The sequence below is a fragment of the Bradyrhizobium sp. CCBAU 21365 genome, assembly GCF_015291305.1.
In the GTDB taxonomy this organism is placed as follows: domain Bacteria; phylum Pseudomonadota; class Alphaproteobacteria; order Rhizobiales; family Xanthobacteraceae; genus Bradyrhizobium; species Bradyrhizobium elkanii.
The window spans coordinates 8,159,302-8,184,267 of sequence record NZ_CP030036.1 but is presented as its reverse complement, the minus strand read 5'-3'; the positions used below and the strand labels follow the sequence as shown (position 1 = coordinate 8,184,267).

Annotated in this window: 28 protein-coding genes; 17 read left to right on the top strand and 11 right to left on the bottom strand. The window is 64.3% G+C overall.

Annotation, left to right across the window (positions count from 1 at the left end; genetic code table 11):
- The first annotated feature begins 90 nt into the window (after positions 1-90).
- The 9 genes from XI02_RS38630 to XI02_RS38590 all read left to right on the top strand — a co-directional run bounded on the left by XI02_RS38630 (position 91) and on the right by XI02_RS38590 (position 6,945).
- A complete protein-coding gene (locus XI02_RS38630) occupies positions 91-243 on the top strand; it encodes an aa3-type cytochrome c oxidase subunit IV (RefSeq protein WP_016841611.1) in 153 nt (50 codons plus the stop codon).
- Positions 244-387: 144 nt separating this feature from the next.
- Positions 388-1,512, top strand: a complete 1,125-nt coding sequence (locus XI02_RS38625) for a Re/Si-specific NAD(P)(+) transhydrogenase subunit alpha (protein WP_018268745.1) — start codon at positions 388-390, stop codon at positions 1,510-1,512.
- 11 nt (positions 1,513-1,523) lie between these two features.
- Entirely contained in the window at positions 1,524-1,841 is a 318-nt protein-coding gene (locus XI02_RS38620) for a proton-translocating transhydrogenase family protein (RefSeq protein WP_016841609.1), read from the top strand.
- Positions 1,842-1,884: 43 nt separating this feature from the next.
- Positions 1,885-3,282, top strand: a complete 1,398-nt coding sequence (locus XI02_RS38615; protein WP_172646766.1) for an NAD(P)(+) transhydrogenase (Re/Si-specific) subunit beta — start codon at positions 1,885-1,887, stop codon at positions 3,280-3,282.
- Between the two features lie 10 nt (positions 3,283-3,292).
- Positions 3,293-3,463 carry a hypothetical protein gene (locus XI02_RS38610; RefSeq protein ID WP_172646767.1) on the top strand — a complete coding sequence of 57 codons (171 nt, stop codon included), beginning with the start codon at positions 3,293-3,295 and terminating at the stop codon, positions 3,461-3,463.
- Positions 3,464-3,478: 15 nt separating this feature from the next.
- A complete protein-coding gene (locus XI02_RS38605; RefSeq protein ID WP_172646768.1) occupies positions 3,479-4,297 on the top strand; it encodes an alpha/beta hydrolase in 819 nt (272 codons plus the stop codon).
- 53 nt (positions 4,298-4,350) lie between these two features.
- Positions 4,351-5,448 carry a calcium:proton antiporter gene (locus XI02_RS38600; protein WP_172646769.1) on the top strand — a complete coding sequence of 366 codons (1,098 nt, stop codon included), beginning with the start codon at positions 4,351-4,353 and terminating at the stop codon, positions 5,446-5,448.
- A 36-nt stretch (positions 5,449-5,484) separates the two neighbouring features.
- A complete protein-coding gene (locus XI02_RS38595; protein ID WP_069280521.1) occupies positions 5,485-5,769 on the top strand; it encodes a cupin domain-containing protein in 285 nt (94 codons plus the stop codon).
- A 264-nt stretch (positions 5,770-6,033) separates the two neighbouring features.
- Positions 6,034-6,945: a hypothetical protein gene (locus XI02_RS38590; RefSeq protein WP_172646770.1), complete on the top strand. Its 912-nt coding sequence runs from the start codon at positions 6,034-6,036 to the stop codon at positions 6,943-6,945.
- A gap of 48 nt (positions 6,946-6,993) precedes the next feature.
- Here the strand turns inward: XI02_RS38590 and XI02_RS38585 are convergent, their stop codons facing one another.
- Positions 6,994-7,656 (bottom strand): tetratricopeptide repeat protein, encoded by a 663-nt coding sequence (locus tag XI02_RS38585; RefSeq protein ID WP_016840584.1) that lies wholly within the window; start codon positions 7,654-7,656, stop codon positions 6,994-6,996.
- Positions 7,657-7,769: 113 nt separating this feature from the next.
- Positions 7,770-8,063 (bottom strand): 30S ribosomal protein S21, encoded by a 294-nt coding sequence (gene rpsU, locus XI02_RS38580; RefSeq protein WP_018268740.1) that lies wholly within the window; start codon positions 8,061-8,063, stop codon positions 7,770-7,772.
- A gap of 264 nt (positions 8,064-8,327) precedes the next feature.
- On the opposite strand from rpsU, the gene aqpZ reads away from it, so the two are divergent.
- The gene (gene aqpZ, locus XI02_RS38575; RefSeq protein ID WP_016840586.1) at positions 8,328-9,050 is read left to right on the top strand and encodes an aquaporin Z; all 723 of its coding nucleotides are present in this window, start codon (positions 8,328-8,330) and stop codon (positions 9,048-9,050) included.
- A gap of 264 nt (positions 9,051-9,314) precedes the next feature.
- Here the strand turns inward: aqpZ and XI02_RS38570 are convergent, their stop codons facing one another.
- Both XI02_RS38570 and purE read right to left on the bottom strand, forming a co-directional pair.
- Positions 9,315-10,421 (bottom strand): 5-(carboxyamino)imidazole ribonucleotide synthase, encoded by a 1,107-nt coding sequence (locus XI02_RS38570; protein ID WP_172646771.1) that lies wholly within the window; start codon positions 10,419-10,421, stop codon positions 9,315-9,317.
- The gene (gene purE, locus XI02_RS38565; RefSeq protein ID WP_016847376.1) at positions 10,418-10,906 is read right to left on the bottom strand and encodes a 5-(carboxyamino)imidazole ribonucleotide mutase; all 489 of its coding nucleotides are present in this window, start codon (positions 10,904-10,906) and stop codon (positions 10,418-10,420) included. Before purE ends, XI02_RS38570 begins: the two co-directional genes overlap by 4 nt.
- A 145-nt stretch (positions 10,907-11,051) precedes the next feature.
- Between purE and XI02_RS38560 the strand changes: the two genes are divergently transcribed.
- Positions 11,052-11,768: a GGDEF domain-containing protein gene (locus XI02_RS38560; RefSeq protein WP_172646772.1), complete on the top strand. Its 717-nt coding sequence runs from the start codon at positions 11,052-11,054 to the stop codon at positions 11,766-11,768.
- A gap of 14 nt (positions 11,769-11,782) precedes the next feature.
- Here the strand turns inward: XI02_RS38560 and XI02_RS38555 are convergent, their stop codons facing one another.
- From XI02_RS38555 to XI02_RS38545, 3 genes are all read right to left on the bottom strand, one after another.
- On the bottom strand, positions 11,783-12,034 hold the full coding sequence (locus XI02_RS38555; protein WP_018268738.1) for a hypothetical protein: 252 nt from the start codon (positions 12,032-12,034) through the stop codon (positions 11,783-11,785).
- Between the two features lie 42 nt (positions 12,035-12,076).
- On the bottom strand, positions 12,077-12,286 hold the full coding sequence (locus XI02_RS38550) for a hypothetical protein (protein ID WP_028336001.1): 210 nt from the start codon (positions 12,284-12,286) through the stop codon (positions 12,077-12,079).
- Between the two features lie 196 nt (positions 12,287-12,482).
- Entirely contained in the window at positions 12,483-12,689 is a 207-nt protein-coding gene (locus tag XI02_RS38545) for a YdcH family protein (protein WP_016847372.1), read from the bottom strand.
- Between the two features lie 240 nt (positions 12,690-12,929).
- Here XI02_RS38545 and XI02_RS38540 point away from each other — a divergent pair, with 240 nt between their 5' ends.
- Positions 12,930-13,115: a YdcH family protein gene (locus XI02_RS38540; protein WP_016847370.1), complete on the top strand. Its 186-nt coding sequence runs from the start codon at positions 12,930-12,932 to the stop codon at positions 13,113-13,115.
- 96 nt (positions 13,116-13,211) lie between these two features.
- Here XI02_RS38540 and XI02_RS38535 read toward each other — a convergent pair whose 3' ends face one another.
- The gene (locus XI02_RS38535; RefSeq protein WP_172646773.1) at positions 13,212-14,315 is read right to left on the bottom strand and encodes an NAD(P)/FAD-dependent oxidoreductase; all 1,104 of its coding nucleotides are present in this window, start codon (positions 14,313-14,315) and stop codon (positions 13,212-13,214) included.
- A gap of 274 nt (positions 14,316-14,589) precedes the next feature.
- Between XI02_RS38535 and XI02_RS38530 the strand changes: the two genes are divergently transcribed.
- The 3 genes from XI02_RS38530 to XI02_RS38520 all read left to right on the top strand — a co-directional run bounded on the left by XI02_RS38530 (position 14,590) and on the right by XI02_RS38520 (position 20,978).
- Complete coding sequence (locus tag XI02_RS38530; protein WP_172646774.1) at positions 14,590-17,277, top strand: EAL domain-containing protein; 2,688 nt, start codon at positions 14,590-14,592, stop codon at positions 17,275-17,277.
- A gap of 362 nt (positions 17,278-17,639) precedes the next feature.
- Entirely contained in the window at positions 17,640-19,169 is a 1,530-nt protein-coding gene (locus XI02_RS38525; RefSeq protein ID WP_172646775.1) for an ABC-F family ATP-binding cassette domain-containing protein, read from the top strand.
- A 342-nt stretch (positions 19,170-19,511) separates the two neighbouring features.
- Entirely contained in the window at positions 19,512-20,978 is a 1,467-nt protein-coding gene (locus XI02_RS38520) for a glycerol-3-phosphate dehydrogenase (RefSeq protein WP_172646776.1), read from the top strand.
- 267 nt (positions 20,979-21,245) lie between these two features.
- Here XI02_RS38520 and XI02_RS38515 read toward each other — a convergent pair whose 3' ends face one another.
- On the bottom strand, positions 21,246-21,644 hold the full coding sequence (locus tag XI02_RS38515) for a hypothetical protein (protein ID WP_244980978.1): 399 nt from the start codon (positions 21,642-21,644) through the stop codon (positions 21,246-21,248).
- Positions 21,645-21,732: 88 nt separating this feature from the next.
- On the opposite strand from XI02_RS38515, the gene XI02_RS38510 reads away from it, so the two are divergent.
- On the top strand, positions 21,733-22,218 hold the full coding sequence (locus tag XI02_RS38510) for an Hsp20/alpha crystallin family protein (protein WP_172646777.1): 486 nt from the start codon (positions 21,733-21,735) through the stop codon (positions 22,216-22,218).
- Between the two features lie 635 nt (positions 22,219-22,853).
- Here the strand turns inward: XI02_RS38510 and XI02_RS38505 are convergent.
- Positions 22,854-23,474: a PAS domain-containing protein gene (locus XI02_RS38505; protein ID WP_245163919.1), complete on the bottom strand. Its 621-nt coding sequence runs from the start codon at positions 23,472-23,474 to the stop codon at positions 22,854-22,856.
- A gap of 29 nt (positions 23,475-23,503) precedes the next feature.
- On the opposite strand from XI02_RS38505, the gene XI02_RS38500 reads away from it, so the two are divergent.
- A complete protein-coding gene (locus XI02_RS38500; RefSeq protein ID WP_172646778.1) occupies positions 23,504-23,704 on the top strand; it encodes a hypothetical protein in 201 nt (66 codons plus the stop codon).
- A 610-nt stretch (positions 23,705-24,314) separates the two neighbouring features.
- On the opposite strand, the gene XI02_RS38495 is transcribed toward XI02_RS38500, so the two are convergent.
- Complete coding sequence (locus tag XI02_RS38495) at positions 24,315-24,653, bottom strand: hypothetical protein (RefSeq protein WP_172646779.1); 339 nt, start codon at positions 24,651-24,653, stop codon at positions 24,315-24,317.
- Positions 24,654-24,966: the final 313 nt, after the last annotated feature.

The window sequence follows — 24,966 nt, the reverse complement described above, 5'->3', positions numbered from 1 at the left end:
AATCGCCCGATCGGGACCGCGCCGTTGCCCTGCCTACCCGTTTGCGGTAATGGCTCGCGGAGGAACGCGAATTTCTGACTGGGGACAGCGATGGCAGACCATAGCGAAGTGGCCTACACGACCGCCGACGGCAACGATTACGTGGCGCATGAGCAGACCTATGAAGGGTTTATCATGCTGGTCAAATGGGGCACCATCAGCGTCGCCATTATTCTCGCCCTGATGGCCTATTTCCTGGTCTGATCCTTGAGATCGGCTAGCGGCGCCGCCGTCCCGCGGCGGTGCCGGAATTCCTGTCGAATCCGGATGTAAAAACCGGGTATCCAAATCTGGCGAAAATAACGCTAGTTTGAAGACGCGTGCGCCGCTCGCGCCGCCGGAGGGCCCATGAAGATTGCCGTTGCCAAGGAAATTGATCCGTCCGAGCCGCGGGTTGCGGCCTCGCCCGATACCGTGAAGAAGTTCAAGGCACTCGGCGCCGAGGTCGCGGTCGAGCCGGGCGCGGGCATCAAGTCGGGCCTTCCCGATTCGGAGTTCACCGCGGTTGGCGCCACCGTCAGCGCGGACGCGCTCAAGGACGCCGACATCATCATCAAGGTGAAGCGGCCGGAAGCCTCCGAACTCTCCAAATACAAGCGCGGCGCTCTGGTCATCGCGATCATGGATCCCTACGGCAACGAGGCCGCGCTGAAGGCGATGGCCGATGCCGGCGTGTCTGCCTTCGCGATGGAATTGATGCCGCGCATCACCCGCGCGCAGGTGATGGACGTGTTGTCCTCGCAGGCCAATCTGGCCGGCTACCGCGCCGTGATCGAGGGCGCCGAGGCCTTTGGCCGCGCCTTCCCGATGATGATGACCGCCGCCGGCACCGTTCCGGCCGCGAAGGTGTTCGTGATGGGCGTCGGCGTCGCCGGCCTGCAGGCGATCGCGACCGCGCGGCGGCTCGGGGCCGTCGTCACCGCGACCGACGTGCGCCCGGCCACCAAGGAACAGGTCGAATCGCTCGGCGCGAAATTCCTCGCCGTCGAGGACGAGGAATTCAAGAACGCGCAGACCGCCGGCGGCTACGCCAAGGAGATGTCCAAGGAGTACCAGGCCAAGCAGGCCGCGCTGACCGCCGAGCACATCAAGAAGCAGGACATCGTGATCACGACCGCGCTGATCCCGGGCCGTCCGGCGCCGAAGCTCGTTACCGGCGAGATGGTGAAATCGATGAAGCCCGGCTCGGTGCTGGTCGATCTCGCGGTCGAGCGCGGCGGCAATGTCGAGGGCGCCAGGCCCGGCGAGGTGGTCGAGGCCGACGGCATCAAGATCGTCGGCTACACCAACGTCGCCGGCCGCGTCGCGGCGTCGGCCTCGGGGCTCTACGCGCGCAACCTTTTCTCGTTCATCGAGACGATGGTCGACAAGGCCAACAAGGCACTCGCGGTCAATTGGGACGACGAGCTGGTGAAGGCCACCGCGCTGACCAAGGACGGCGCCGTCATCCATCCCAACTTCCAGCCGAAGTAAGGAGAGAAGCCATGGAGCATCTCGCGCAGGCCGTCGATCCGTTCGTGTTCCGGCTGTCGATTTTCGTCCTCGCCGTGTTTGTCGGCTATTTCGTGGTGTGGTCGGTGACGCCGGCGCTGCATACGCCGCTGATGAGCGTGACCAACGCGATCTCCTCGGTGATCGTGGTCGGCGCGCTGCTCGCGGTCGGCGTCGGCATGGTCTCGAGCGGTTCGGGCTGGGCCCGCGGCTTCGGCTTCGTCGCGCTGATCTTCGCCTGCGTGAACATCTTCGGCGGCTTCCTGGTCACCCAGCGCATGCTCGCGATGTACAAGAAGAAAGCCAAGTGAGCGGCAATCACCTCGGGGTGATGAGGATTTTGGGGGACCTGAGATGAGCGCCAATCTCTCTGCACTGTTGTATCTCGTGGCGGGGGTGCTGTTCATCCTGTCGCTGCGCGGCCTGTCGAGCCCGGCGTCGTCGCGCCAGGGCAACATGTTCGGCATGATCGGCATGGCGATCGCCGTCGGCACCACGCTGGCGAGCCATCCGCCGGCCGACGGCGTGGCCTGGGTGCTGGTCATCCTCGCGGTCGCGATCGGCGGCGGCATCGGCGCCGTCATCGCGCGCCGGGTGCCGATGACCTCGATGCCCGAACTGGTCGCCGCATTCCACTCGCTGGTCGGCATGGCGGCGGTGCTGGTCGCCGCCGGTGCGTTCTATGCGCCCGAGGCGTTCGACATCGGCACGCCCGGCAACATCCATCCGCAGAGCCTGATCGAGATGTCGCTCGGCGTCGCGATCGGCGCGCTGACCTTCACCGGCTCGGTGATCGCGTTCCTGAAGCTGTCGGCCCGGATGAGCGGCGCGCCGATCATCCTGCCGTTCCGCCACGTCATCAACATCGTGCTGGCGCTGGCGCTGGTGTTCTTCATCGTCGGCCTCGTGATGAGCGGCAGCGCGCTCGACTTCTGGATGATCACGATCCTGGCGCTGGCGCTCGGCGTGCTAATGATCATCCCGATCGGCGGCGCCGACATGCCGGTCGTGATCTCGATGCTGAACTCGTATTCCGGCTGGGCCGCGGCCGGCATCGGCTTCACGCTCGGCAACTCGGCGCTGATCATCACCGGCGCGCTGGTCGGCTCGTCGGGTGCGATCCTGTCCTACATCATGTGCCACGCGATGAACCGCTCGTTCATCTCGGTGATCCTCGGCGGCTTCGGCGGCGAGACCGCGGCGGCCGGCGGCGGCTCGGGCGAGCAGAAGCCCGCCAAGCTCGGCTCGGCTGATGATGCGGCCTTCATCATGAAGAACGCCTCCAAGGTCATCATCGTGCCCGGCTACGGCATGGCGGTGGCGCAGGCCCAGCACGCGCTGCGCGAGATGGCCGACATGCTGAAGAAGGAAGGCGTCGAGGTGAAATACGCCATTCACCCGGTGGCGGGCCGCATGCCCGGCCACATGAACGTGCTGCTCGCCGAAGCCAACGTGCCCTATGACGAGGTGTTCGAGCTCGAGGACATCAACTCGGAGTTCGCGCAGGCCGACATCGCCTTCGTGATCGGCGCCAACGACGTCACCAACCCGGCCGCCGAAGAGGACAAGACCTCGCCGATCTACGGCATGCCGGTGCTGCAGGTCTGGAAGGCCGGTACCGTGATGTTCATCAAGCGCTCGCTGGCCTCGGGCTATGCCGGCATCGACAATCCGCTGTTCTACCGCGACAACACCATGATGTTGCTCGGCGACGCCAAGAAGGTCACCGAGAACATCGTCAAGGCGATGTAAGGCGGTAGCGATGACGCTGAACCGGGAGTGGCATCGAACGCATCGCATGCCGCCCCGGGCAACGCGCGAGCAGCGCATCAAGTGGCACGTCGCGCATGCGGCGGCGGGCGCGTGCCGGCCGGTCCCCGACAGCGTCGAGGCGGACGTCGAGAAGCTGCGCAAGCTCGCCCGCCGCAAATAGCCGCGGCCACCGGTGATGGCGCTGGCACTCGCAATCCTGAAATGGCTCCTGATCGCCGCGGTCGTCGTCTATCTCGGCGGCCTCGTGGCGCTGTATGTCAAGCAGCGCGAACTGCTGTTTCCGATCCCGCCGGTCGGGCGGACCGCGCCGGCGGCCGCGGGCCTTCCCGAAGCGGAAGAACATGTCCTGACCACCGGCGACGGCGAGAAGGTCATCGTCTGGCACGTGCCGGCGAAGCCGGGCCGGCCCGTCGTGCTGTTCTTCCACGGCAATGGCGATTTCCTTGCCGGGCGCGTGGCGCGCTTCAAGGCCATCACGGCCGACGGCACCGGGCTGGTGGCGCTGTCCTTTCGCGGTTACGCAGGGTCGAGCGGGTCTCCGAGCGAGCAGGGACTGCTGCAGGACGCCGCGGCGGCTTACGCCTTCGCCACCGCGCGCTACCGCGCCGAGCAGATCGTGGCCTGGGGATTCTCCCTCGGCACGGGCGTTGCGGTTGCGCTCGCCGCCGAACATCCGCTCGGCAAGCTGATCCTTGAGGCGCCGTATACGTCGACGGCTGACGTCGCCGGCGCGCATTTCTGGTATGTGCCGGTCCGCCTTTTGATGCGCGATCAATTCCACTCCGACCGGCTCATCGCGCGGGTCAAGGCGCCGCTCCTGATCATGCATGGCGCCGACGATCCGGTGATCCCGATTCGCTTCGGCGAGCGCCTGTTCGGCCTCGCCCATGAGCCCAGGCAATTCGTGCGACTGCCCGGTGGCGGGCACGACAATCTCGACGATTTCGGTGCGATGGCGACGGCGCGACGGTTTATCGACGCCGCAAGAGGCTGACGGCGGCGATTGTCTGTCGCATAATCGCGGCACCGAAGTGAGGGGACCCCACGATGAGCGCACACGGACCGATGCCGCGGTCGGCCTGGCTGTATCCCGTTCTGGCGGTGCTGTTGTTTGCCGCGGTCACGGCCACCGGCTACAGCTTCGCGCCGTCGGCCGGTGGCTGGGTGTTTGCGGCGGTACTTCTGGTCATTCTGTTCGGCACCGTGTTCGCGGCGGTCCACCATGCCGAGATGATCGCCGAGCGGATCGGCGAGCCGTTCGGCACATTGCTGCTGACGCTCGCGGTGACGATCATCGAGGTGGCGCTGATCTCGACCATCATGCTGGGCGACACGCCGGCGCCGACCTTGGCCCGCGACACGGTGTTTGCGGTGGTGATGATCGTCTGCAACGGCCTGGTCGGGCTCTGCATCTTCATCGGCGGCATCCGCTACCGCGAGCAGGATTTCCAGATCACCGGCGCCAACCTTTACCTCAGCGTGCTGTTCGTGCTCGCGACCATCACGCTCGATATGCCGAATTTCACGCTCACAGCGCCGGGGCCGATCTACTCCTCGGCCCAGCTCGCCGTGATCAGCGTCGTGACCCTGCTGCTTTACGCGGTGTTCCTCTACACCCAGACCATCCGTCACCGCGATTATTTCGTCAGCGGCGCCAACGAGGCGGCGGCGCATGGCGAGGTGATGTCGGACCGCATGACGGCGATCAGCGTTGCGCTGCTGCTGATCTCGCTGCTGGCGGTGGTGTTGCTGGCGAAGAAATTCTCGCTGGTGGTCGATGTCGTCACCGTCAAGATCGGCGCGCCGCCGGCCTTTGCCGGCCTGGTGGTGGCGGCCCTGATCCTGTTGCCGGAGAGCGTTGCCGCGGTGTCGGCGGCGCGCAAGAACGACCTGCAGAAGAGCATCAACCTCGCGCTCGGCTCCTCGATCGCCACCATCGGGCTCACGGTTCCGGCGGTGGCGGTTGCCGCCTCTGTGCTCGACAAGCAACTGGTGCTCGGGCTCAGCAACCAGCATATGCTGATCCTGCTGCTGACCTTCATGGTCAGCATGCTCACCTTCGGAACTGGCCGCACCAACATCCTGTTCGGGCTCGTTCACATGGTGGTGTTCGCCGTGTTCGTGTTCATGGTTTTCGTGCCGTAGGACATGATCCGCTCAAAAAACTTGGAGAGAATGACGATGCTCAGCGCCAAATCGGATGTGCAGGTGGATACCGCGGAGGTCCGCGTGACCGAATGGCGCCTTGCGCCGGGCAGCGCCACCGGCCACCACACCCATGGGATGGACTATGTCATCGTTCCGATCACGGCTGGCGAGATGACGATCGTGGCGCCGAACGGCGAGCGCTCGAAGGCGCAGCTCGGAGCCGGCAAATCCTATTTCCGCAAGGCCGGGGTCCAGCACGACGTGCTCAACGAGACGGCCAGCGAGATCGTGTTCCTCGAGGTCGAGCTCAAGCCCTGACGCGGCGCAACAACCCTGCAAGGAACCCTGCACCCGCCGAATGGCAGGTCCGAGCCGGCGCGGCTGTGGAAATTCATAACCCGTTAACGGCTGCGCGATGATCTAGCAGGCGGATGCGGCCTGCGCAGGGGGCGCCTCCGGCTGAAACCAAAGCGACACCAAAGGTGACGTCGGAACGGGGGTTTGCCACCGATCCGACGCAGTTGATCCCTGAATGTGCCTCAAAGTTCCAGCATGTAATACCGGGGTGGGGAGTGGCAGGTCATGCTGAGTTACCTGAAGAAATTCGTGATGGACATCTTACCCTCGGTGGCAGCGACCATCATCGGGGCGTACATCGTTAATCACTACATCGTGGCCAAGCCGGAGGCGCCGGCAGCCGCAGCCGTGACCGCCGCAGTCGATCCCAAGGCCGATCCGAAGGCCGCCGCCAAGCCGGCCGCCGTCGTCAGCAGCCTCCCCGAAGCCGGCGTGAAGGCCAAGGGCATGTCCGAGCGCACCCTGATCGAGCGCTCGGCGTCCGAGAAGGCCGCCGTCACCGAGAAGCCCGCCGAGAAATCGGCCGATCCGAAATCTGCCGACGCAAAGCCTGACGCGCCGGCCGATACCGCCAGCATCCCCGCCGACACCCGCCATCATCCGGCGGCGCCGAAGGCCGTCGCGAAGGTCACGCCCGCCGCGCCGCAGCCGGCGGCGCCTGCGGCGTCAGTCGCGCCGGTCGAGACTGCTGTGACGCCTGAGGAGAGCCGCGACGCCAACGACCTCGCGCGCGCCGCCATCGAGCGGCTGCGCAAGGAGCGTCCGCAGGAGGCGGCGCGTTCCCAGGACGCCACGCGTTCCCAGGACGCCACGCGCACCGATCTTGCCCGCTTGCCTGAGGCGCAGCGTCCGGCAGCCGTCTCGGCGATCCGGCCGTTGCCGCCGCCGATCATGGTGTCGAGCCCGTCGACTGACAATGTCGATCAATCCTCGCAGCCGCGTCCGCCCTACGCCGCCGGCGGCCAGGACTCCAACCGGCTGACGCCGCCGGCCGACATTCCGGTCCCGGTGGTGCAGGCCCCGCTCGACCTGCGCGCCGAGGCGATCATGCCGGCGCAGAAGAACGAGCGTACGTCGGTGACCGACGACATGTTCTCCGGCATGAAGTCGATGTTCCACGCCGTCCTGCCGAAGTAGCCGCAACGCCGCTCGATCGTTCCTGACGGGTTGTCTTCACGCCGAGCGCTAGCCGCCGGTGCGCGCCAGCCCGCTGCGCGCATTGCCGTCACCTGGCCGCAGCGCCAGCGCGCGATTGTAGGACGCCGCCGCCTTGGCCTTGTCGCCGAGCCGCTCATAGGCCTGGCCGCGAGCGCTCCACGCCGCAACATTGCTTGGATCGGCCTGCACGGCCTCGTCGAGATCGCTGGCGGCCTGCTTGGCCTTGTCGAGCGCGAGGTAGCTGGTCGCACGGCCGACCAGGGGCTCGGCCTTCTGCGGCGACAGCCCGCTGGCCGCGGTGAAATCGTCGATCGCCTGCTGATGCTGTCCGCGGCCCTGATAGATCAGGGCGCGGCCGTAGAGCGCCTGGATGTTGTAAGGGTCGGCCACCAGTGCCTGTTCGAACTCCGCCATCGCCTCGTCGAGCTTGCCGGAGCGCGCCAGCACCTGAGCGCGCGTGGTGTGATCCTTGGCGCTGTTGACGTCTTGCGGGGTGATGGTGTCGGCGGCAGGCTTGTCGGCGGTGGCAGCCGGCTTCGGCTTGTCGTCCGAGGAGCCCCATGAACCGAGGTCGAAGGAGCAGCCCCCGAGCGGCAGGCCGAGAAGCACTGCAATGATGACGAGATGCGGCGCGCGACGGCGCTGCGCGGGTCCTGGAAAGAGCGGGCGGGATCCCGGATCAGCCGTCATGCAAAATGCTCTTGCCGGTCGTTTTGCATGGGTACCCCGGAACGCGGCGTGCTTCAAAACGACAACGCGGGCCCGTGGCCCGCGCTGTTAGACTTCCATATCGGCAAAACGGTTCAGCGAGGGCCGCGACCAGCGCCTGCACCGCCTGGACGGCCGCGGTCGCCACCGGGGCCAGCGCCGAACACCGGCTTCGGCTTCATCGGCAGCAGGCCTTCGCGCTGCAGCTTCTTGCGCGCCAGCTTGCGTGCGCGGCGCACGGCTTCGGCCTTTTCGCGGGCTTTCTTCTCGGAGGGCTTTTCGTAGTGACCGCGGAGCTTCATCTCGCGGAAAATGCCCTCGCGCTGCATCTTCTTCTTCAGCGCCTTCAGGGCTTGGTCGACATTGTTATCGCGGACGAGAACCTGCACGCGGCATCCTCTTTTGAATTGATCGGTTCGGAATTCTGGCGAGGTGAAGGGGCGGCAAAAGGCCTGCCTCTTAACCCTAGGCGGGCGCATGTATCAGACAAACGCGCAGATGTCCACCGGTCGAGTGACTTTCGGGCCTAGTAAAGCCACGAAATAGGGCGAAAATGCCATTGTGCGGCCCTGATTTGGGTGGTTTGGCGCCCAGATGAGGGCCGCTCCCGGCGTTTTGGATAACCCGGACATTGGAAATAGGGGAGATGCGAGATGGAGATGAAAAAATACGCTGCCGAGGCCATCGGTACGTTCTGGCTCACATTCGCTGGTTGCGGCAGCGCGGTGATCGCGGCCGGCTTTCCGCAGGTCGGGATCGGACTGGTCGGCGTGTCACTGGCCTTCGGGCTGAGCGTGGTGACCATGGCCTATGCGATCGGCCATATCTCGGGTTGCCACCTCAACCCGGCGGTGACTGTCGGGCTCGCCGCGGGTGGGCGTTTCCCGGGCGGCCAGGTGCTGCCCTACATCATCGCGCAGGTCGTGGGCGCCATCATCGCGGCCTGGCTGCTCTATGTGATCGCGAGCGGCGCGCCCGGCTTCGATGTCAGCAAGGGCTTTGCCTCCAACGGTTATGACGCGCACTCGCCCGGCCAGTACAACATGGTGGTGTGCTTCATCACCGAGGTGGTGATGACCATGATGTTCCTGTTCATCATCATGGGATCGACCCATGGCAAGGCGCCTGCCGGCTTCGCGCCGCTCGCCATCGGCCTCGCGCTGGTGATGATCCATCTCGTCAGCATTCCCGTCACCAATACGTCGGTGAACCCGGCGCGCAGCACCGGACCGGCGCTGTTCGTCGGCGGCTGGGCGTTGGGGCAGCTCTGGCTGTTCTGGGTCGCGCCGCTGATCGGCGGCGCGCTCGGCGGTGTGATCTACCGCTGGCTCAGCGACGAGCCGGCCGGCATCGTCGCCGGCGCGAAGACGGCGTGATCGGCGCGAGCGTTTTCGAGCGAAGTGGACGCCGGTTCGCGTGAAGAAAACGCGTAAACAAAAATCCAGAGCATCGGTTCTGATTGAACCGGAACCGATGCTCTCATGGATCGTGGCTGCCACGATCCCATTTCCATCGATGTGTCGAAGGCGGCTTGCGGCCGCCGGAGCATGATCCGGAAAAGTGGGAAGCGGTTTTCCGAAGAGATCATGCTCAAACGACGAGCTAAAGCGCGATGAATATCTCACCGCGCCTTAGTGGAATTATGGCTTGCGGGCAGGCGTCACTTCGGTGACGTGTCCCATCTTGCGGCCGGGGCGCGGCGTGCCCTTGCCGTACAGATGCACCGTGGCGCCGGGAACGGTGAGCCACTGCTCGTAGCTCAGGATGTCGTCGCCGATCAGGTTGGTCATGACGACATCGCCGTGGCGCACCGGCTTGCCCAGCGGCCAGCCGGCGATCGCGCGGATGTGTTGCTCGAACTGTGAGATCGAGGCGCCGTCGAGCGTCCAGTGGCCGGAATTGTGCACGCGCGGCGCGATCTCGTTGACCAGCACCGTCGCCTTGCTGCCATTGCCGGGCACCACGAACATCTCCACCGCGAGCACGCCGACATAGTCGAGCGCCGAGGCGATCTTTTCGGCGATCGCGCGCGCCTGCGCGGCAAGCTCATCGGGGATTGCGGCCGGCGCGCGGGAAGTTTTCAGAATGTGGTCGCGATGCTCGTTCTCGGTGACGTCGAAGCATTCGACTTCGCCGGACGCGGAGCGGGCCGCGATCACCGAGATCTCACGCTCGAACGGCACGAAGGCTTCGAGGATCGCCGACTTGGTGCCGAGGTCCTGCCAGACCTGTTCAAGGTCGTCGCCGGCGCGGATGATGGCCTGGCCCTTGCCGTCATAGCCGAAGCGGCGGGTCTTGATCACCGCAGGTAGGCCGATGCGCTCGATCGCCGTGCGCAGCGTGCCGACCGAGGAGATGTCGACGTAGTCGGCGGTGCCGATGCCGAGCTTGCTGACGAAATCCTTCTCGATCAGCCGGTCCTGCGTGGTCTCCAGGATCTTGTAGGCCGGCAGCACCGGGCGCCGCGCGGCGAGCACCATCGCGGTCGCGGCCGGGACATTCTCGAACTCATAGGTGACGACGTCGACGTCGTTGGCGAACAGTTCGAGCGCCTCGACGTCGGCATATTCCGCGCAGGTCGCGTTCTGCACCACGTCGAACGCCGGGGAGTCCGGATCCGGCGAAAACACCTGGCAGCGGAGCCCGAGCCGCGCCGCGGCCATCGCCAGCATCCGGCCCAATTGCCCGCCGCCGAGGATTCCAATGGTGTCGCCCGGCTTCAGCTTCACTCCGTTCGAAGCCGTCACGCCGCGCCCTCCGGATGCTCGCTGATCGCGTCGGTCTGCTGCTTGCGCCACGCCGCAAGTCGGCCCGACAGAGCCGGATCGTTGAGCGCGAGCACGCTCGCCGCGAGCAACGCGGCATTGATCGCGCCGGCCTTGCCGATTGCCAGCGTCCCGACCGGGACGCCGGCCGGCATCTGCACGATCGAATAGAGCGAATCGATGCCCGACAGCGCCTTCGACTCGACGGGAACCCCGAACACCGGAAGCTCCGTCAGCGCGGCGGTCATGCCCGGCAAATGGGCGGCGCCGCCGGCGCCGGCAATGATCACCTTGTGGCCGGCTGCCTTGGCGCCCTTGGCGAAGGCATAGAGCCGATCCGGGGTGCGGTGGGCCGAAACGATACGCGTTTCGCAGGCCACACCGAGCGCAGCCAGCGTCTCGGCGGCATGGCGCATGGTTTCCCAGTCGGACTGACTTCCCATGATGATGGCGATCGGAGCGGTCATCTCTTCAATTCTGTGCAGGAATCCAAAAGCATAGGCCGATTATAGGGGCGGCCCGGGCGTCATCCAAGGCGTGGCAAGGGAGTTAGAATGGACTATCCTGTCTTGGTGAATCCCGGCAAGCCTTCATAAGCAGGCCTCAACAAGGATGCGCATGAAGAAGAAGACGACGGCGGCCGCCTCCGGGGCCGCGAAACGACGCAAAGGCGCGCCCGCCGCGCGCAAATCCGGGCCGGGCAAGACTGGGGCCAAGCGGGCTGGAACCAAACGGGCCGGAACCGAAGCTTCCACGCGAGGCGCGGTCGCATCCGGCGACAAATCGACGATCCGCAGCTTGCGGGCGCAGCTGGCGCGGGCGCAGGCCCGGATCGAGGCGCTGCAGGCCTCCGCCGAGACCGACTTCCTGCTCGACATCCTGAACCGGCGCGGATTCGAGCGCGAGCTCGCCCGTTCGCTTTCCTTCATCAAGCGCTATCAGGCCTCCGGCGCGCTGATCGTGCTCGACGTCGATCGCCTCAAGCCGATCAACGATGCCTTCGGCCACGCGGCGGGCGACGAGGTGCTGAAGGCGATCGTTGCCGCGATATCGGATCAGGTGCGCGCTTCCGATGTGATCGGCCGTCTCGGCGGCGACGAGTTCGCCGTGCTGTTGTGGAATCTCAGCGAGATCGATGCCCGCGCCAAGGCGGCTGCGCTGGAAGAGGCGATCGATCGGTTGACCTTCATGTTCCGCGACAGCCAGGTCACCGCAGGCGCCTCCGCCGGCGTTGCGATCCTCACCGCGCATTCGGATATCGATCGCGTTCTCGATGAGGCCGACCGTGCGATGTATGTGCGCAAGGCGCAGCGGCGCCACGAATCCTAGAGGATCCGGGCCGATCAAAGCGCGCTCAGGTCCTCCGGCACATTGCCGTAGGCCCGCAACAGCTTGGCATCGCCGAATTCGCCGATCGCGGGATCGCCGGTGCGGCTGAACGCGACGGCGCCGATGCTGCCGGGCATCCGCGACATGGTCTCCGCGCGGCGCAGCGCGACCGCCGAGCTCTGGCATTCCTCGGCATTGCCGGCGACCGGCGTGCCGTCATCGTCCTGCATGAAGGGCAGTGCCACGTAATAGGTTACATCGGCCATCGCTGTGCTCCCTGAAGATCAGGCCAAGGATCGGGCCAAGGATCAGGCGGCGTCGCTCGCCGCCCGGGTCTGCGCCGGCACGCAGCCGGCGGTGATCGCGGCCTGCAATTCCTCAAGCTCGGCTTCCAGGTATTCGTTGGCCATGATCAGCGCCTTGATGGTGCTGCGCAGGTTGCCGTCGCACATCGCGATCGCCTGATCGCAGGCCTTCTCGTAGCGGCTGTTGTCGGGCAGGGAAGGCGGTGCGGACATGGCGAAACTCCCTCTGATGGCTGGCGGCTGGGTCGGCATGTTCTCTTTTTGTTCCGATAGAGTCAAGCGCCGGGAAATCGCCTCGCGTCCGTTGCCGCGAACGTGAAGCCGGTGAGGCGCTGTGGATGACGGGGAAAACCGCCGCCCGGCCTGAACCGGAAGCGCCCAACCGCGAAGGCCGGCGCCGCGGCGCGCGTCAGGCAATGATGTCGGGCGTGATCTGGTCTTCGATGAAGGCGATGCGATCGCGCAGCTGCAGCTTCCGCTTCTTCAAGCGTTGCAGCATCAAGAGATCCGGCGCCGGCGACTGGTGCAGCGCGTCGATCGCGGCATCGAGGTCGCGGTGCTCTTGTTGCAGACGCGCGAGCTCGGCGATTAGTTCGCGCTCATCCTGATCGTTCATGGTTGTATATTAACTGATAGGCACGATGAGGTTGTTGCGGCGGAAGTCGCCGCTCGCCGGAATATCCTCCTTGCGCGCGCGCCGCGCAAGCCGGACCGGTTCCATAGTCACGATTGGTTACAGATAAACCGAAATGAGTGCGTGCGGCATTTCGCGTCCCCCATCGACAGCGCCGTCCACTCGTGTACACTCGGCGGTCCGGATCGAACCTGAGGTTTAACGCACCGAGGAGTGTTCGCAATGGCAATACAGGCCCATCTCATTGAGCTGGAGCGTAAACACAAAATACTCGAGAACGAACTGCACGAAGCGCTCGTTCACCCCTCTGTAGACGACCTCCATATTTGCGAGCTGAAGCGCCGCAAGTTGATGGTCAAGGATCAAATCGAGCGGTTGAGACTGTCCGCCGACGACACGGTCCACTAGACCGCCCCCCTGCAAATTAGCAAATAGCCTGGCCTTTCACCGAGGGATGAACGCCCAAGTGCGCGCGCATCCCCCGGCAGGCCATACTGTATTTGCTCAGAGTTCCGCCAACTCGCCGACATGGTCGGCGACCGCGAGCGACGACGTCAGTCCGGGCGATTCAATGCCGAACAGGTTGATCAGGCCGGCGACGCCGTGATCGGTGGGCCCCTGGATCAGGAAGTCCTGCGTCGCCACCGCCGGCGGCACGATCTTGGGGCGGATTCCCGAGTAGCTCGGCATCAGCGCGCCGTCCGGCAGGGCCGGCCAGTATTTCCGGATCGCCGGATAGAACCGCTCGGCCCGATCAGGGTCGACGGCGTAATCGATGTGATCGATCCATTGGACGTCGGGCCCGAACCTCGCCTGTCCGGCCATGTCGAGCGTCAGGTGCACGCCGAGCCCGCCGGGTTCCGGCACCGGGTAGATCAGGTGCGAGAACGGCGCCCTGGCGCTGCAGCTGAAATAATTGCCCTTGGCCAAATAGGCCGTTGGAATCAATTCGATCGGCATGCCCTCGACGTTGCGCGCGACCGCCGTCGCGCCGAGCCCGGCGGCATTGACCAGGAGATCGCAGGCCAGCGTCATCGGCGCCGCGCCGCCGGCCTCGATCTCGAACCCGTCGGCGGTCGCCCTGGCGTGGAGCAGCGGCGTATGGAAGGCGAACGCCGCCCCGGCCTCCTCGGCGTCACCGCGCAGCGCGAGCATGTAGGCATGGCTGTCGATGATCCCGGTCGAGGGCGACAGCAGCGCTGCGTCGCAATTCAGCGCCGGCTCCAGGGCGCGTGCCGCCTCGCCGGACAACAGCTGCATGTCGTCGACGCCATTGGCCTTGGCATGCGCGCGGATCGACTGCAGCTTCTCGGTCTCCGCCGGCGTGGTGGCCACGATCAGCTTGCCGCAATTCTTGTGCGGGACGCCGTGCTCGGCGCAGTAGCGGTAGAGCGCCCGCTTGCCGCTGACGCACATCCGCGCCATCAGGCTGCCGGCGCGGTAGTAGATGCCGGCGTGGATCACCTCGCTGTTTCGCGACGAGGTCACCGTGCCGATCCCCTCGGCCTCCTCGATCACAATCACTTCGCGGCCGGCCTGTGCCAGCCGCCGCGCCACCGCGAGGCCGATCACCCCCGCACCGACGATCACGCAATCAACCCTGTCCATCTCGTCCTTCAGGTCCGAAAATTTCCGCCCGGCCGCGCCCTGGCCGCTGCCGCCAGCATCGTTCAGCCGATCCGGTCGCTTTGGGCAAGTGCTTATTAGGCAAGTGCTTGGGCCATCTCAAATAGTTGGGAGGCCATGCCCTGTTAGTGGAGCATTAATCATGTCAGGGCAATTGCCATAAATTAAGTCAGCATTTTCCGGTTGCATCAGTACGCGTTTACCCGATCCAAACCGCCGGAGCCGGACACTCGCCCCGGAAATCCGCGGGTGATCGATGGCTGGCAGGAAGGTGCAGGCGGGCGGGAAGAATTCGATTCCGGCAAGGGCCGTGCTCTGCCTGATCGCCGCCGTCGCGCCGTGCGCTGCAGCCCGGGCCGGCACCGGTGCGTTCGCGCCGTCGAGCTATCTGGGCAGCCTCGATCCCGGCGTGGTCTGGGAGCTCCTGATCGGCAGCGTGGTGGTGGCGTCCTTTTTCGGCGCGGTCGGGCTGTGGATCCTTTCGGCGCTGCGCAAGGCCAAGCGCGCGCAATTGCGGCGCAACGCCTTCGTCTCGTCGGCACTCAACCATTTGAACCAGGGCGTGGTGATGACCGATGCGCAGGAGCGCATCGTGTTCTGCAACGACCGCTATCTCGACATCTACGGCCTGTCGCGCGCCGACATCCGGCGCAACATGACGGGCGTCGAGCTGCTCGAGCTGCGCCGCGACCGAGGCGTGCTCGACCTCAGCGCCGAGGATTTCTTCGCCAGGGCCGCGGCGCCCGAGGGATTGGTCACCGAGCTGCCCGGCGGCAGGTCGGTGCTGGTGAAGTATTTTCCGCTGCCGAACGGCGGCTCGGTCGCGACCCATCTCGATTGCACCGACCAGCGCAAGCTGTCGCGCAAGCTCGCCTCGACCACGCAATTCCTGGAATCGGTGCTCGACAACGTTCCGGTCTGCGTCGCGGCCAAGAACATCGAGGACGGCCGCTACATCTTCGCCAACCGCGCCTTCGAGCGCTTCTCGCGCTTCTCGCGCGATCACATCGTGGGCAAGCGCGCCGACGAGATCTTCCGGCCCGAGACCGCCGCCAGCATCGACACCGCCGACCGCGCGGCGCTGAACGCGGCGGAAGGCTATCATCGCAGCGAATTCTTCGTCGAACGCGGTTCGGACAAGCGGATCCTCGCCTCCAACCGCGTGATCGCCCGCAACGAGGCCGGCGAACCGGAATTCCTGATCGCGCTGTTCGAGGACGTCACCGATCGCCGCTCGCTGTCGCGCGAGCTCGAGAACAACAAGAAATTCCTCGAGCTCGTGGTCGACAACATCCCGGTCTCGCTGATCGTGCAGCGGGTCAGCGACGGCCGTTACCTGCTGGCCAACCGCAGCGCCGAGACGATCCTCAATCGCCGCCGCGAGGACGCCGCCGGCCTGACCGCGTCCGACATCTTCAATGCGCGTGAAGCCAAGCTGATCATCGCCCGCGACGAGGCCGCGATCAGGAAGCGCAGCATGATCGCCGAGGAGCATCCGATCTCGACCAAGGACGGCCTGCGGCTGTTCCTGACCCGCCGCATGACCGTGCTCGACGATGTCGGCGAGCCGCAATATCTGATCAAGACCCATGAGGACGTCACCGACCGGCGCCAGACCGAGTCGCGCATGGCGCACATGGCCTATCATGACGGCCTGACCGATCTGCCGAACCGCGCCGCCTTCCTGCAGGCGCTGACCCAGATGATCGAGGCCTGCGACGGCACCGACGAGGAGTTCGCCGTGCTCTGCGTCGATCTCGACGGGCTGAAGGAGATCAACGACGTCTATGGCCACGCGATGGGCGACAAGGTGCTGATCGAGGTCGCGCAGCGCCTGCAGACCGTGGCGCGCGGCGGCGTGGTGGCGCGGCTGTCCGGCGACGAATTCGGCCTCATCATCGACGGAAAGCAGCCGGTCGCCGGCATCGCGCTGGCCGAGCAGGCCGCCGAGGCGCTCGGACAGGATTTCCTGATCGACGGCAAGTCGGTGCGGACCGGCCTCACCACCGGCATCGCGGTGTTCCCGGACAACGGATCCGACGCGGCCTCGCTGCTGGCCAATTCCGGCGCGGCGCTGTTTCGCGCCAAGGCGAAGTCGCGCGGCACGATCTCGATCTTCGAACCGGAAATGGACCAGCAGATCCGTGATCGCCGCGTGCTGCACCAGGAGCTGTCGGTCGCGATCAAGAATGGCGAATTGTCGCTCTACTACCAGCCGCAGGCCGCCGCGGGCGGCAGCGTGGCGGCCAGCCAGATCATCGGCTTCGAGGCGCTGGCGCGCTGGCACCATCCGGTGCGCGGCTTCGTGCCGCCCGGCGATTTCATTCCGCTCGCGGAAGAAAGCGGCCTGATCGTCGAGATGGGCGAATGGATCCTGCGCGAAGCTTGCCGGGAGGCGGCGTCCTGGGCGATCCCGCTGCAGGTCGCGGTGAACCTGTCGCCGGCGCAATTCACCCATGGCGACCTCGTCGGCCTCGTCCATTCGATCCTGCTCGAGACCGGGCTCACGCCCGACCGGCTCGAGCTCGAAATCACCGAAGGCGTGCTGATCGAGGATTTCGACCGCGGCCTGTCGCTGCTGCGGCGGCTGAAGGCGCTCGGCGTGCGCATCTCGATGGACGATTTCGGCAGCGGCTATTCCTCGCTGAGCTACCTGCAGGCGTTTCCGTTCGACAAGATCAAGATCGACCGCGCCTTCGTCATCAATCTCGGCCGCAACCCGCAATCGGCCGCGATCGTGCGCGCGGTGATCGATCTCGGCCACGGCCTTGAAATGTCGATCGTCGCCGAGGGCGTCGAGACCGAGGCGCAGCTCGGCTTCCTCGCCGAAGAGGGCTGCGACGCGGTGCAGGGCTATCTGATCGGCCGGCCGGCCCCGATCGGTCAATTTGCCGCGCTGGTCGGCGGCGACCGGCTTGCCGAAACCGTGCGCAGAGCCGGGTAATTTGGCCTGAATGGTCGCCGGCCCGGCCGGCTGTGCTTGCCATCCGTTGCACGCCCGGCTACATCTCGACCCACCACATCATTTCAGCCGAGAAAGGAGGGCCGCGTCGTGGCGAGATACACCGATCCCCACCTCAAGCGTGGCCCCGTCAACGCCCTGCAGATGCGTTTGCAGGGCTGACCGGAAACTCGCGCAACATCTCTTCCTGGTCTGCCCTTCGTGGCCGTGCGGCGTCGAACGTTTGAGCGTTCGCGCCCGCATATCAATCCCTCGCCGCGCTTCGACACGCCCATCCGATGGCTGGATGCCCAAGGGCATGCTGGCATGCCCGGGACTGTCGTGATTGCCGGCAAGACCAGAGAATGATCGTGACCCTCATCAATGTCCGCAATCTCGGCGTGACGCTGAACGCGCCGCTGTTTTCCGAACTGAATTTTGTCGTCAATGCCGGCGACCGCATCGGGTTGGTGGCCGCCAACGGCCGCGGCAAGTCCACGCTGCTGCGCTGTATCGCAGATGCGATGGAGCCCAACGAAGGCGACATCACCCGCGCGCGCGGGCTGACCATCGGCCATGTCGAGCAGGATGCGCCGCCGAAACTGCTGGATACGTCGTTCCATGCCGCCGTGCTTGAGGCGCTTCCCGGCGAGCAGCGGGCCAGCGAGGGCTGGCGGGTCGACGTCGCCCTGCAATCGCTCGAAGTTCCGGAGGAACTGTGGACGAGACCGCTGAAGCAGCTGAGCGGCGGCTGGCTGCGGCTTGCGGTGCTCGCCCGCGTGCTGGTGACCGAGCCCGATGTGCTGCTGCTCGACGAGCCGACCAACCATCTCGATCTCGCCAAGATCGGCCGGCTTGAGGCCTGGCTGAACGCGCTGCCGCGCGAGATGCCGGTGGTGATCGCAAGCCACGATCGCGCCTTTCTCGATGCAACGACCAACCGGACGCTGTTCCTGCGCCCGGAGCGGTCGCAGCTGTTCTCGCTGCCCTATACCGCGGCGCGCGCCGCGGTCGACGAATTCGATGCCTCGGACGAGCGGCGCTATCAGCGCGACATGAAGACCGTGCGGCAGCTCCGGCAGCAGGCCGCGAAGCTCAGCAACCTCGGCATCAATTCCGGCAGCGACCTTTTGCTGTCGAAGACCAGGCAATTGAAGCAGCGCGCCGAGAGACTGGAGGAGTCGGCGAAGCCCGCGCATCTGGAACGTTCGGCCGGCACGATCCGGCTCGCCAACCGCGACACCCATGCCAAGGTTCTGATCAGGCTGAACAACCCCGCGATCGCCGCGCCCGACGGCAGGCTGTTGTTCAGGACCGGGCCGCAGTTCATCTGCAAGGGCGACCGGATTGCGCTGCTCGGGCCGAATGGCGCCGGCAAGACGCGCTTCGTCGCGGCGCTGCGGCTGGCGATCGAGGATGCCGGAACGGCACCGGCCGAGATCCGGGCCACCGAGTCATTGGTGCTTGGCTATTGCGACCAGGCACTGGCCGATCTCGCCGATAGCGACACGCCGATGCGCATGCTGACGCGGCGCTTCGAGGTCGGCGATCAGCGGGCGCGCGGCCTGCTCGCCGGCGCCGGGCTCTCGATCGAGATGCAGGGCCGACCGATCGGGCGGCTGTCGGGCGGGCAGAAGGCTCGTCTCGGTATGCTGGTGCTGCGGCTCACCCAGCCGAACTTCTATCTGCTCGACGAGCCGACCAACCACCTCGACATCGAGGGGCAGGAGGCGCTGGAGGACGAATTGATGGAACGGCAGGCCAGCTGCCTCCTGGTGTCGCACGACCGCCAGTTCGTACGGACCGTGGCCAACCGGTTCTGGGTGATCGAGGGCAAGAAGCTGATCGAGGTCGATGGACCGGAAGGCTTCTTCGCCGCGGCCGGTGCGGACTAGCACGTGATGGAGTCCGATAGGACAGCGGTCGCGAAAACGGTGTGCCTCGCCCGCTTGCGGGGCCCGCCGCAGGAGGAGCGCTGCCAAAATATCGAAAACAACCCCATGCAAAGGAGTCGGTGGCGGCCGGCGTTCGAGCAGGCGCTTGACACGTCGGGCAACTCAGGGGCATTATTCCAATATTCCGAAATCCTGCAAACGACGCTCGCCCCGCAAGCGGGAAGGGTGGGGTGTGCCGTGAGACCGCTTCCCCCAGGCATCATGTGGTTCGGCGCCACGCCCTGACGCAATTTGGGTGCGAATACGCATTCCGTTCGCATTGAAATGCGATAGGCGTTGCGCATGGCGGATTACGATCTCGCGATCATCGGCGGTGGCCTGAACGGCACGAGCATTGCGCGTGATGCGGCCGGTCGCGGCCTGCGCGTGATCCTGCTGGAGCAGGGCGATCTCGGCTCCGGTGCGTCGCAGGCCTCGCCGCGGCTGGTCCATGGCGATCTGGCCGGGCTGGAACGGCGGGAGTTCTTCCGCGTCCGCCGGGCGCTGAGGGAACGCGACGTGTTGCTGCGCATCGCGCCGCATCTGGTGCGGCCGGTGCGCTTCGTGATCCCTGTTCATGCCGAGGAGCGGCCGCCGTGGCAGCTGCGGTCGTTGCTGCTGCTCTACGAACGGCTGGCCTCCCGCAGCGGCCTGCCGCGCTCGGCGACGCTCGATGTCACCCACCATCCGGTCGGCAATGCGCTGAAGCGGCCGTTCGGAACCGCGTTCGAATATTCCGACTGCGTCGTCGACGATTCCCGGCTCGTCGTGCTCACCGCCGTCGACGCCGCGGCGCGCGGCGCCGATATCCGCACCGGCGCGCGCGTGACCCGGGCCGAGCGCAGTGAAACCTGGCGGCTAATCGTGATCGACCGAGGCTATCGGCGGGTGATCACGGCGCGGGCGCTGGTCAACGCGACCGGTGCGTGGACCGCCTCGGTCGCCGACACCGTGCTGCGCGTGCCCGCGCCTCAGCTCGCGACCGTGCAGATTGGCCAGATCGTGGTGCGCCGCCTGTTCGACTGCGACAACGTCTATGTGTTTCAGAACCCTGACGGCCGGCTGATCTTCGCCAGTCCCTACGAGCGCGACTTCACCCTGATCGGCAGCGTCAGTCATGCCTTCAAGGGCGATCCGGCGGTTGTTGCGATGGATGTGCGCGAGGTGGCCTATCTCTGCGACGCGGCCAATCGCTACTTTCGCGATCAGATCGCTCTAGTCGACGTGTTGCGAACAGTCTGCGGCGCCAATTCCGTGGTCGCGCCCGCGCGCCGGCACATGAGCGATGGCGCAGCGCTGCTCGATGTCGGGCGCGGCAAGGCGCCGCTGCTCACGATCTTCGGCGGCGACGTCACCACCGCGCGGCGCCGCGCCGAGCGGGCGGTGTCGGAGTTCACGCGGTTCTATCCGATGACGCCGCGCTGGACCGCGACAGTGCCGCTGCCGGGCGGTGAATTCGCCTGGCAGCGCTTCGAGACCGAGGTCGAGATCGCCCGCGACCGCTGGCGCTTCCTCGGCGAGGCGCAGGCGCGGCGGCTGGTGGCCGCCTATGGGTTGAACGCCAGGGATGTTCTGGGCGACGCCAGGGAGACGGCCGATCTCGGCCCGGCCTTCGGTCCCGAACTGACCGGCGCCGAGGTGCGCTACCTCATGCGCAGGGAATGGGCGCGCTTTCCCGACGATGTGCTGTGGCGCCGCTCCAAGCTCGGGCTGACCATGCCGCAAGCCGATCGCGATGCGCTCGCGGCGTTTATGGCGAAGGCCGATTGAGCGCAATTCTCAAACCTCCCTTGCAAAGGGGAGGTCGCCTTGCAAAGGGGAGGTCGCCTTGCTCGCCAGAGCAAAGCGGGTGGGGATACTTGCGAGTTTGACCCGCATCGGGCTGAGAACGGCGGGCCATTAGGTGATGGGTATCCAAGCTCGAATGATTTCGGTTTCAAATATTGAATGCGCGGCGCTGCGTCGCATCAAAAGGGGCTTGGGGCCCGCTTTGATCTCCATCGGCACATTACGTACAGAACCGAGATGCAAATAATTCTACAAGACTTCAGCAAGTGATGGAGCTGGAGCGAAACGATCAGGTTCGCTGATGGGCCTGACGTCAACGACATCTCCATCATCTACATGGTCGTTGATTGCAGCAAATTCCGCCGCATCAATTTCCAGCAGCCATTCTTTCCACTCTCGGGGGTGTCCTTCCGGCGCAACGGGCTCGCCTCCGGCCGTATACTTGTATTTCGCCAACGCGCTCATGGCCCGTTCCATCGCACCGCCGTCCTTTAGCGTAACAACGCACCTCATCACGACACCTCGCCTGTTAGAAATCACAAGAATTCCACAGCGCTTTGGCGTCGCCTTGACCGGCATCAAAATATGAAGGGCGGCAATCAAGCTGCGACCGTCGAAGACAGAAATTGCCGATCGGTTTCTCTGCATTGATCGATGTCAATGTTAGCTGCCGGGCTATCGGTTTTCCATTTGAAGCTTCCTCGAAAGAGGCGTCGCAAACAAATAGGAGAAACAAATGGCAGCACCATTGCCAGTTCCAGTGACTCAGCAGAAGCCCGCTGGTGCCCGTCCAAGCGCAGATTTCCTGGGCTCGCTCCAACGTGAGATTGACCGGGTCTTCGACAGTTTCACGCGAGGCTTGCCATCGCTGGACTTCAAGACGTCGTCGGGTCTCGCTCCGAACATGGATATCGCAGAGACTGATCGAGACATCGAAATTACCGCCGAGTTGCCGGGTCTCGAACAAAAGGACGTTCAGGTCAACTTGGCAGACGATGTGCTGACTATCAAAGGCGAGAAGAAAGCGGAGAAGGAAGAGAAAGATAGGAACTATTTCCGCATAGAGCGTAGCTATGGTTCGTTCTATCGCTCTGTTCAACTTCCGCCAGGCGTCAACGCCGATAGCATCAAAGCATCGCTCAAGAATGGCGTGCTCAAGGTGACAGTGGCCAAACCTGCAGCGGCGCAGCCGAAGAAGATCGAAGTCAAGGCAGCTGCGTGAAGCAAACGCTGGGTGCGCTCTATCGTCGAACCGAACGGAGCGCGCTCACGTTCTGTAAGGACAGAAGGCGGTTGAAGTTGGCTTCGGCGAGCATAATGACACGGTGCCCCAATACGCAAAGAACGATTTCGACCGGCTTGCGTACAGATATGGTCGTCTTCGAAAGCCTGCCGGACGTCGCCGTACCTGTCGACTGTCCCGAATGTCGTCATCAGCATTATTGGCGGCCGGCCGATGCGTGGCTTAACGCATCCGGTGTACCAAGCCATCAGCTGAGTGAGGGGTTACGGCTTCGCGCTAACGGGCCGCACCGGCGAAGAGCGTCTTGAAACCTGTAGCGAGGCGAACCGGCAATCGACGATCACCGGCGGCGAGACGATTCGATCCACGCACGCCAGTGGGTCGGATGCACATTGATTGCCTCGCCACTCGCCGACTTCACCCAGCCCAGTTGAACACGACGACAGGGAAACACAAGCAGATGGATCCCGGTGCTGTCGATCACCGCTAACTCCAGGTCGCATCCAAATGGAGCCGTTGCTATGAGCTGCCATTCCATGATGCAATGATCGCATCGAATTAAGTTTCCAATTTGAGGGCGATCAAAAATCCCGTCGAAGGCCAAGACCGAGAGTTCAGGCTGCTGATTTCTTGACGTGCCGCTCAGTTACATCGATGACCTGATGGAGCAAGAAGGCGATCTTGCCGCTATCGTCTAGCACTGGGCTGTTGACGGGTTGCCAGTAGCGTTTCACAAAGACGCCATTCGCGTCGCGCACGTCGTAGCGCTGGATTCTCATGGCGTGCGACTGACCGGTCGTAGCAACAACATTCAGCGACTCGAACAGGTTCGCCACTCCATCGGCCGCCGCGTCGTTAGGGTTGTCGGGGAATATATCGAACATCTTCTCGCCAGCGACCTTGCTCGCATCGATCATGGTGGCGGCGGCGTAGATCTTGTTAGCTTCTACAATCTGCAGGCCGGGGCCAGGCTCGACAAGTAATAGCGGAGTGCTTGCCGCCTCGAACTCACGTTGGAAGGCGCTGGTCAACTTTGGGATCGTTCGCGGAAACAGTTGCTCGCGCACGATCTGCGCACCCGAGTAGGTCCCGCGCTCGCTCGCTTCGATCAATGCAAGCCTGCGCTGCGCGCTGGCCAACAATGCTTGCAACAAACGCCGTTGCACTTCTGTCGCCTCGTGCGAAAGGAGGTGCTTAAAGCGTGCAATATTCTGTTGCTCGATAAAGCGTTGCATATGCTCGGCTTCCTGGGCGGAACCGAAACATGCGCGGCTGGCGTCTTCAAGCTGAGAATGTCGAGCGCCTATTGACCCAAATCAAAGACACGCCAACAGATAAGTCACGTTTTGCTGGCGCTGTCCCGGCCAACGACGCCGCTTCATCAAAACATATATATGCGATTGAAGAGATAGCGGCGCGGAGCGGCGGGCAAAGGTTGCTGAGTATGATGTCTGGTGCGACGTAGGCGACCCTCGCTCCAAAAATGAAAGACGCCGCCAACTGAGGACGGCTTTATTCTCCGCCGCCTAGATCAAGCACTTCCGGGTGCAATGTTGATTTTCTTGACTGAAGCTTGGTAACCATCGGTCACGCGCCGACAGCAATAGGAAACAACTTGGCTCCGGGACCCTCCAAGTCCGGGGCGACCTTCTTTTGAGGTAGGTAGTTTTACGGAATTGCTGCGCTTGCGAAAGAAACTAGGGTTTTCAAGCCGGGGCTAGATTTCATTCCGAAGCAATTTTCAGATTTCCGGTAGAGGGGCCGTGCGATGCGAGCGGCCCCTTTTCATTTGTCTGGGGCCGATCTCGGGCGGTTTATATCGTGTCGGAAGCCGGGTAGCTCTCGCTCTTGCGGCACTAAAGCGCGATGTGATTAGGTTGAATCGTCATCGCGCTTTAGCTCTTTGTTTGAGCATGATCTTTTCGGAAGACCGCTTCGCACTTTTCCGGATCATGCTTTAGGAAGATTATCTGCCCCTGTTTTTTTGCGGAAAGCAGAGCGCGCAATGCATGTGCACGTCAAAAGCTAAGGTGAGTCCATGAAAGAGGGCGCGAACTGAGACGGCGTTTAACGTTCTAAAGCAGACCGCCGTCCGCTTTACGGCGCATCTGGACACAGGCACCTTCGATAAACTTCGCCAGCCACTCGAAACTGATCAGCAGGCTTTCAGCCTGTCTGCGCTGCAACGATCCAGGCTCGAATGAATCCGTCAACCGCCGCTGGCGTTCTGCGCGCTCGCGGCACGCCATCGCTCTGCTTTCGGCGAACTCAAGCTGCTCCCGCTCGTGGCCTAGCTTTCTCTCTTCTTCGATCAGGATCTTTGTAACGGTCGCTTTGGTGCTGTCCGGAGTGTCGCTGGCTTTGAGCAGGTCCAAACAATGATCAATGTTTGCACGCGCGATAAACGGGTCCATGGACGTAATCCCTACTAGCTATCGTCCGGGTTCCATCGTGCTCCGGTTTCATGACAGCAGCGAGTCAATTTCGCGAGAAAATTGCACCGTGGAATGACGGTACACTGCGAACCAGGGGGGTGACCGAAGCCTGCGCAGCATCGCGATCTTCACCGCGTCCGTTTCAATTGCCAGAAGTTCTTTGAAGTGGGCGATATTCGCCCTCAACATAAAGTCTGCCAATGGCTCATCCCCTCTCGCTAACCGGAGCCAAGGACTATCTTGCCACAAAAGTATTCGGACCAAATACCACTTACGGAGAACGCCAGCTTCA